Origin of the sequence: Dactylosporangium sp. NPDC050588, from assembly GCF_040654975.1 — a bacterium.
Classification (GTDB): domain Bacteria; phylum Actinomycetota; class Actinomycetes; order Mycobacteriales; family Micromonosporaceae; genus Dactylosporangium; species Dactylosporangium maewongense.
Map to the genome: position 1 here is coordinate 1 of NZ_JBFAJA010000187.1, position 5,687 is coordinate 5,687.

Here is a 5,687-nt window from a genome sequence, read left to right on the forward strand (position 1 = left end):
TCCAGTCGTTGCCGGTGCCCTGCAGGTTGGACTGCCGGCGGCTGCCGTCCTCGTTGAACGCCTCGTTCACCACGTCCCAGTAGGCGAGCTTGCCCTTGTAGTGCGCCATCACGCCGTTGATGTGGTCGATCATCGCCTGCCGCAGGGTGGAGCCGCTGATCCCGCCCCACCAGCTCGGCTGCTGCGAGTGCCAGGCGAGCGTGTGCCCGCGCACCTTCATCCCGCGCTGGGTCGCCCAGTTGTAGATCTGGTCGCCGGCGCTGAAGTTGAACTGCCCCCGCTGCGGCTCCGTCGTGTCCGGCTTCATCTCGTTCTCGGCCGTGATCATGTTGAACTCACGACCGGCGATCGTCGTGTACGTCGAGTCGCCCAGCCGGCTGGCCGCGATCGCCGTGCCGAAGTACCGGCCCGACTGCGCCGCCGCCGCACCCAGCGTGCTCGCCGCCGCGTCCGCCGCCGGCACCATCACCGCGGCCACCGCCACCGCCACGGCACCGACGACACCGGCGATCAGCGCACGGGTCAACGGGCGCCGCCGCCCCCTCCGACGATGTGCGAAATGGGCTACCGCCATCCTGAACTCCTCACGTCACCAGCGACACCCAGCCGTTTCGGCGGAAACGGCCGGACGTCGAATTGGGATTGATGTACAGCGATCATGTGTCGCCGCACGAGTTCCGACAAGGTTTTTCGCAAAAACTCGATCAGCACCCTTGCGACCTGCGGAACCGGTGCGGCATAACACAAATTACGAAATCAGCAGCGACGCGTCGTCGAGGTGGAAGTTGTCGGTGCCCGCGGTCGTTTCGACGTAGAAGGTGGCACCGGTCAGCGTGCCGGTCCAGGAAACGGTCGCGGTGCCGGACAGCTGCGTCCACCCGCCGGTGTTCACGGCCGTCGCCGGGGCCAGCTGCACGTAGCTGGTCGTGCCGCCGGCGGTGACGGCCAGCATGACCTTCGCGCTGGGCGTGCCGCTCGCGCTGCGGACCCAGGCGCTCGCGCTGTAGGTCCTGCCGTTGACCAGCTTGGCGGTCACGTCCTGGGCGGCCCCGTTCCACGCGGCGGTCCGCCCCGTGACCAGCAGCGACTGGCTGCCGCCGTGCGCGGTGCCGCTCGCCGACAGCGTGCCGCTGCCGAACATGCTCCACCCGGACGTGCCGCTCTCCATCGTGCCGTTGACGAGCAGGTTGCCGCCGGTGCCGCCGGTGCCGCCGGCGAACTGCCACCAGTTGACGTTGAACAGGTTGCCGCTGCCGCCGGTGAACTTCAGGTACAGGTCGTGGGTGCCGGTCGCGCCGCTCACCGGGCAGGTGACGCTGGTCCAGGTCTGCCAGCCGCCGGTGCCGGCGACGGTGCAGGTGCCGACGAGGGCACCGTTGACGCCGTCGAGGTGCAGCTCGATGCGGCCGCCGCTGGTGGCGGAGGCGACCCTGGCGGTGAACGACGTGGCGCCGCCGCCGAACGCGACGCCCTTGACCTTGATCGAGTCGTTGTTCTCGATCCAGCCGACGTTCATGCCGCCCTCGCTGGAGGGTTCGGTCTCGACGCCGGTCTCCCAGGCGATCGTCTCGGCCTCCTGCCGCACGTACGGGTTGAGCGTGCCGACCTGCGGCGCGCCGCCGCTGGTCATGGTGATCGTCGGGATGGTGCCGTCGGCGTTGTAGCTGAACTTCTCCACGGCCACGGAGCGGGTGTAGCCGCCACCGCCGGGTAGCGCGCCGTTGTGGTAGAAGAAGTACGATCCGCCGTTGAAGTCGATGACGCCGGGGTGGTTGGTGAAGCTGCCGCCCTGCGTGGGCATGACGGTGCCGCGGTAGGTCCACGGGCCGGTCGGCCCGGGGGCGGTGGAGTAGCCGATGAACTCCGAGCAGCACTTCGCGGCGAACACGTTGTAGTAGAGGCCGTTGCGCTTGTAGACCCAGGGGCCTTCCTCGTACAGCGTGGGGCGGCTCGCGTTGCCGGTGCGGGTGCCGAACCCGGCGGTGGTCAGCGGGATCTGCGTCACGCCGCCGGAGTAGGAGATCATGTCGGCGTTCAGCCGCACGTACCAGAGGTTGGGGTTGCCCCAGTACAGGTAGGCCTGGCCGTTGTCGTCGATGAAGACGGTCGGGTCGATCTCGTTGTTCTCCACCAGCGGCCGGCCGATGGCGTCGGTGAACGGCCCGGTGGGGCTGTTGGAGACGCCGACGCCGATGGCCATCCGGCCGGTCGAGCGGTTCGTGACCGGCACGTACCAGTAGAACTTGCCGTTGCGGTTGACCACCTGGCCGGCCCACGCGTTGGCGCTGGCCCAGCTGAACGTGGCGAGGTTCATCGGCGAGCCGTGGTCGGTCCAGTTCACCATGTCGGCCGAGGAGTAGACCCGCCACTCCTTCATGGTGAAGTAGGTGGAGTTGTCCTCGTCGTGTCCGGTGTACAGGTAGACCCGTCCGTCGTACACCAGCGGCGCCGGGTCGGCGGTGTAGACCGTCTGCACGATCGGGTTGTCGGCGCGGGCCGACGGCATCGAGACGGCCACCACGGCGACGGTCCCGGCCAGGAACAGCAGGCCCGCGGTGAGCAGGCCGGCGAGTCGTCGCATGCTCATCCTCTCGTCCAGCGCTGGTTCGCCGCGGCGGTACAGGTCCAGAGCAGGACCACGGTGCCGTTGGCGGTGAGGTTGTGGTCGACGTCCAGGCACAGCCCGGACGCGGTGCCGCGGACGGTGCCGTCGGCGTTGAGGGTCCACTGCTGGTTGGTGCCGCCGTTGCAGTCCCACAGCTGCGCCTTGGCGCCGGCGGTCGCGTTCAGCGGCGCGTCGAGGCACTTGCCGAGGGCCTGCAGCGTGGTCCCGCTGACCGTCCAGCGCTGGTTGGCGCCGCCGTTGCAGTCCCAGATGACCGGCTGGGTGCCGTTGGTGGTGCTGCCGTTCGGCACGTCGAGGCATCGCCCGGAAGCGGCGCTGACAAGCGTCGACCCGGCCGGCGGGGTGGTCGTGCCGCCGCCGCTCACCCGGTACACGACGGTGCCGTGCGCGGGCACGGTCGCGCTGATGCTGCCGGTCGTGGTGCTCGTGGCGTTCGTCCACGCGTCCCGCAGCGTGAACGAACTGCCCGACTTGCCGGCCGCGGCCGCGGTGGTGCTGACCGTCGTCGCGGATCCGCCCTGGTTGAACAGCGCGACCGCCACATCACCGTTGGCGAGCCGCTTCGCCAGGACGCGGCGGGTGCCGTCGTTGGACACCTGGGTCGCCTGCAGGCCGAGGCTGTCCTGGTTGATCGCGATCAGGTTCTGGTTCTTGAGGATCGTCGCGGTCGCGGCGCTCTGCGAGCGGATGTCGTTGCCGGCGATGAGCGGCGACGCCATCATCGCCCACAGCGCGAAGTGGCTGCGCATCTCGGTGTCGTTCATGCCGCCGCGGCCGACCTCGAGCATGTCGGGGTCGTTGAACCGGCCGGGTGCGGCGTAGCCGGCCAGCGGCACGGTAACGTTGACGATGTTCTGAATGCCCATCGGGTAGCCGTTGGTCTGGCCCGAGTCCCAGGTGTTGGTGATGTCCTCGGTGGTGCGCCACATGTTCGCGACGTCGCCCCAGTTGCGCTGCGGGCCGGTCTTGGCGTGGATGCTGTTCGGGTTGATGCTGTACACGATCGGCCGGCCGGTCGCCGCGAGCGCGTCACGCATCTTCGCGAAGGTGGTCACCTGCTCGCTGATCGTGCCGCTGGGCGAGCACCAGTCGTACTTGAGGTAGTCGACACCCCAGGCGGCGAACTGGCGGGCGTCCTGGGCCTCGTGCCCCTGGCTGCCGGTGGCGCCGGGGTAGCTGCCGAAGTACTGCGCGCACGTCTTGTCCAGCGGCGCCTGGTAGATGCCGAAGAGCAGGCCATGGGAGTGCAGGTAGTCGCCGAGGGCCTTCATCCCGTTCGGGAACCGGCTCGTGTTGGCCTGCAGGTCGCCCTGCGCGTCGCGGGTGGAGTTCATCCAGCAGTCGTCGACGACCACGTACTTGTAGCCGAGGTCCCGCATGCCGCTGCTGACGATCGCGTCGGCCATCTGCCGGATCAGCGCGTCGTTGATGTTGCAGCCGAACGTGTTCCAGCTGTTCCACCCCATCGGTGGGGTGCGGGCCACGCCGTTCTCCAGGGCCTGCGCGTCCGGGCCGCGCACGACGGCGGCGAGGATGCCGGCGGTCAGCACGGCCACCGCGGCCGCGAGGACACCGATCCGTTTCATGCTCATCTCCTTGTCCAGCGCTGGTTCGCCGCCGCGGTGCAGGTCCACAGCTGCACGGGGGTGTTGTTGGCGGTGGCGTTGCCGGCGACGTCGAGGCACAGGCCCGACTGCGCGTTGCTGATCGTGCCGTTGCCGTTGAGGTTCCACCGCTGGTTCGTGCCGCCGTGGCAGTCCCACAGCTGGACCTTGCTGCCGGCGGTGGCGCCGGTCGGCGCGTCGAGGCACTTGCCGAGCGACTGCAGCGCCTGGCCGTTGAGCGTCCAGCGCTGGTTGGCCGCGCCGTTGCAGTCCCAGATGATCGGCTGGGTGCCGTTGGCCGAGTTGCTCCCCGGCACGTCGAGGCAGCGGCCGGAGGCGGCGCTGACCAGCGTGTTGCCGGTGCCGCCGGTCGGGGTGCCCGGGCTGGTCGGGGTGCCCGGGTCGCCGATGCTGCCGGGAACGGCCCGCAGCGCGGTGTACCAGGTGGCGGCCATCTTGTCGTACCCGCCGGCGGTGGGGTGGACGCCGTCGATGAGGTCGCCGGTGGTCAGCGCGGCGTGCATGTCGACGAAGTGGACCCGCTTGCCGGCGTTGACCTTGCTCTGCACCATGCCCGGGATGGTGGCGTTGAAGGTGCGGGCCGCCGACTCCTGCCCGCTGTTGCTCAGCGGGATGATGCTGGCGACGAACACGTCGGCGTTCGGCACGGCGGCGGTGATGTGGTCGACGAGCGTCGAGAGCCGGCCGGGTGCGCCGCCGACGTTGAAGTTCTGCAGGATGTCGTTGGTGCCGATGTGCAGCAGGACGGTGCGCGGCGTCGTGGTGCGCAGCCAGCCGGTGATGTTGGCGTCGATCTGGTCGATCCGCCAGCCCGGGTGGCCTTCGTGGTCGTGGTCCCACAGCGACGCCGGCCCGTTGAACTGTGAGCCGACGAAGTCGTTGCGGTAGCCGCCGGCGGCGAGCCGCTGCCAGAGGCCGATGCGGTAGCCGCCGGGGACCTGGGTGCCCTCGGTGATCGAGTCGCCGAGCGGCATGATCCGCACGCCGCCGTTGGACTCCGCCGAGGCGGGTGCGGTCAGGGCCGCGGCGCCCGCGGCCGTCAATGCCGCGGTCAGCGCCGCGGCGATGAGCCAGTGTCGTGCCGTACGCATGGCGGTGCCTCCTGGAAAAGGACGGCCGGCCGCCCGGGGAGGCGGCCGGCCGTGGGGGACGGGCTAGCGCTGCAGGGTCAGCACACCCGGGCGGTACGGCAGCAGGCCGTAGTCACCGCCGGAGCTCGGGGACCGGCCCTGGTAGAGCAGCTGCAGGTTGCACGGGTCGACGGTCTTGGTCTGGTCGGGGTTGCTGCGGACCAGGTCGCCGTGGCTGATGTCGTTGGTCCAGGTCGCGCCGCTGTTGGCCTTGCCGGCGAACGGGTTGCTCTCCGTCGCCGCGTTCGCCGTCCACGAGCCGCTCAGGCTGGAGGACGTGAACGACCGGAAGTAGCGGCCCTGGCT

5 protein-coding genes are annotated in these 5,687 nt (G+C 69.9%); all 5 read right to left on the minus strand.

Features of this window, described 5'->3' with window-relative positions:
- The coding region (locus AB0I21_RS56970; protein WP_360574359.1) for an endo-1,4-beta-xylanase at positions 1–466 on the minus strand (466 nt) is incomplete at its 3' end.
- 282 nt (positions 467–748) lie between these two features.
- On the minus strand, positions 749–2,506 hold the full coding sequence (locus tag AB0I21_RS56975) for a family 43 glycosylhydrolase (RefSeq protein WP_360574360.1): 1,758 nt from the start codon (positions 2,504–2,506) through the stop codon (positions 749–751).
- 77 nt (positions 2,507–2,583) lie between these two features.
- Entirely contained in the window at positions 2,584–4,092 is a 1,509-nt protein-coding gene (locus AB0I21_RS56980; RefSeq protein ID WP_360574362.1) for a ricin-type beta-trefoil lectin domain protein, read from the minus strand.
- Positions 4,093–4,214: 122 nt separating this feature from the next.
- Positions 4,215–5,342, minus strand: a complete 1,128-nt coding sequence (locus tag AB0I21_RS56985; protein ID WP_360574355.1) for a ricin-type beta-trefoil lectin domain protein — start codon at positions 5,340–5,342, stop codon at positions 4,215–4,217.
- A 63-nt stretch (positions 5,343–5,405) separates the two neighbouring features.
- Positions 5,406–5,687: non-reducing end alpha-L-arabinofuranosidase family hydrolase (locus AB0I21_RS56990; RefSeq protein ID WP_360574357.1), on the minus strand; the 282-nt coding region annotated here is incomplete at its 5' end.

Bases quoted from the DNA above. Each gene is read 5' to 3' on its own strand.
- AB0I21_RS56980 (WP_360574362.1), bottom strand. From the start codon at position 4,092: ATGGGGTGGAACAGCTGGAACACGTTCGGCTGCAACATCAACGACGCG.
- AB0I21_RS56975 (WP_360574360.1), bottom strand. From the start codon at position 2,506: ATGCCGTCGGCCCGCGCCGACAACCCGATCGTGCAGACGGTCTACACC.
- AB0I21_RS56985 (WP_360574355.1), bottom strand. From the start codon at position 5,342: ATGCGTACGGCACGACACTGGCTCATCGCCGCGGCGCTGACCGCGGCA.